Annotated in this window: 3 protein-coding genes; all 3 read left to right on the forward strand. The window is 69.4% G+C overall.

The features are described 5' to 3' along the window. Positions 1–316: (2Fe-2S)-binding protein (locus J0I79_RS34920; RefSeq protein WP_292870731.1), on the forward strand; the 316-nt coding region annotated here is incomplete at its 5' end. Next, on the forward strand, positions 313–1,296 hold the full coding sequence (locus J0I79_RS34925) for a xanthine dehydrogenase family protein subunit M (RefSeq protein ID WP_292870734.1): 984 nt from the start codon (positions 313–315) through the stop codon (positions 1,294–1,296). The genes J0I79_RS34920 and J0I79_RS34925, both read left to right, overlap by 4 nt. Beyond that, on the forward strand, positions 1,293–2,110 hold an 818-nt coding region (locus J0I79_RS34930; RefSeq protein WP_292870737.1), incomplete at its 3' end, for a molybdopterin cofactor-binding domain-containing protein. The genes J0I79_RS34925 and J0I79_RS34930, both read left to right, overlap by 4 nt.

Here is a 2,110-nt window from a genome sequence, read left to right on the forward strand (position 1 = left end):
TGTCGACGGCGAGCGCGTGCTGTCCTGCCTCACCCTGGCGGCACAGGCTGAAGGCCGCGCCGTCACCACCATAGAGGGGCTTGCACGGGAGGGCGAACTGCATCCCGTGCAGGCTGCCTTCCTCGAACAGGACGCCTTCCAGTGCGGCTATTGCACGCCGGGCCAGATCATGTCGGCGGTGGCCTGCATCCGCGAGGGCCATGCCGGCTCGGACGAGGAAATCCGCGAATACATGGCCGGCAACCTCTGCCGTTGCGGCGCCTATCCCCACATCGTCGCCGCCGTGCGCCAGGCAGCATTGGAGGCAGCCCAATGAGGGATTTTTCCTATCTACGCGCCGCATCGGCGGAGGCCGCCCGCCAGGCGGCCGCCCTGCCCGGCGCCATGCTGCTTGCCGGCGGCACCACGCTGATCGACCTTGCCAAATGCGGCGTCGCCGAGCCCGACACGCTGGTCGACATTTCTCACCTCAAGGGGCTCGACCGGATCGAGATCGGCGAGCGTGGCGCCACCATCGGCGCGCTGGCCAGGATGGGCCATGTCGCCGACCACGCCGACATCAAGAGCCGCTTCCCCGCCGTCTCGGAAGCGCTCTGGCAGGCGGCCTCGGCGCAGATCCGCAACATGGCGACCATCGGCGGCAATCTGATGCAGCGCACGCGCTGTGCCTATTTCCGCGATCCCTCGAATTTCTCCGCCTGCAACAAGCGCCAGCCCGGCAGCGGCTGTTCGGCGATCGGCGGCGTCACCAGGGGCCACGCCGTGCTCGGCGCCAGCGAGGCCTGCATCGCGATGTATCCCGGCGATCTCGCCACCGCGCTGGTCGCCTTCGACGCGATTGCGCATCTGGGCGAGCGCCGGATTTCGGTCGACGACTTTTTCCTGCTGCCGGGCGCTACCCCGGACCGGGAACACGCCATCGAAGCCGGCGAGATGATCACGGCCATCGAAATCCCCGCCTCCGCGGCCGCCCGCCGCTCGACCTATCTGAAGGTCCGCGACCGGCAGTCCTATGAATTCGCCGCCGCCAGCGCCGCCGTCGGCCTCGAACTCGAAGCCGACGGCCGCACCATCCGCGACCTGCGCGTGGCGCTCGGCGGCGTCGCCACCAAGCCATGGCGGGCACGCGCCGTCGAAGACGCCCTGAAGGGCAAGGTGCTGGAGCCGGACGCCGTGCGCACGGCCAGCCTGCTTGCCGTCGAAAGCGCCGTCGACCATGGCGCCAACCACTACAAGATCGAGCTCGCGCCGCGCGTCGTAGCGAGAGCCATCCTCAAACTGGGAGACGCGGCATGACCGTTCACACAAGACATGGCGATGCTTCCGACGGCGTGATGGCGGAGGCCGTCGGCGGCCGCCTGTCGCGGGTCGACGGCCCGGCCAAGATCACCGGCGCGGCGAAATACGCGGTCGAGCAGCAGCTCGAAGGCCTCGCCTACGCCGTGCTCGTCGAAAGCACGATTGCCTCGGGCAAGGTGCGCGCCATCGATACTTCAGCCGCCGAGGCCACGCCCGGCGTGCTGAAAGTGCTGACGCCCGATACCATCATGAGCCTGAGGACCGCCTCCGACTGGTTCGGCACGCCGCCGCCGGACAAGCCCTATTGCCCGCTGGCGCGCGACATCGCCTTCTCGGGCCAGCATGTCGCGGCCGTCGTCGCCGAGACCTTCGAGCAGGCGGTGGCCGCCGCAGCGCTGGTCAAGGTCAGCTATGACGAGACGCCTGCCATCGTGGACCTGAGCGACGGCAAGGCCGGCGACGGCATCCCGATCGACGCCATGACCAAGGAGTGGGGCGACGCGGCTTCCGCCTTCGCCTCGGCGCCGGTGCGCATCTGCGCCGCCTACAACACGCCGCGCGAATACCAGGCGCCGATGGAGCCGCATGGCCTGATCGCGCATTGGCAGGGCGACCACCTCACCGTGTGGGAGCCGAGCCAGTGGCTGGACGGCATGGCGCGCACCTATGCCGAATGGTTCGAGGTGCCGTTCGAGAATGTCCGGCTGGTGTCGCCCTATATAGGCGGCGGCTTCGGCTCCAAGGCGCTGGCGCTCAGCCACGGCGCGGTCGCCGCCAGCGCCGCCAGGATGCTCGCCCGGCCGGTGCGCCT

It is taken from the genome of Mesorhizobium sp. (assembly GCF_017306585.1).
In the GTDB taxonomy this organism is placed as follows: domain Bacteria; phylum Pseudomonadota; class Alphaproteobacteria; order Rhizobiales; family Rhizobiaceae; genus Mesorhizobium.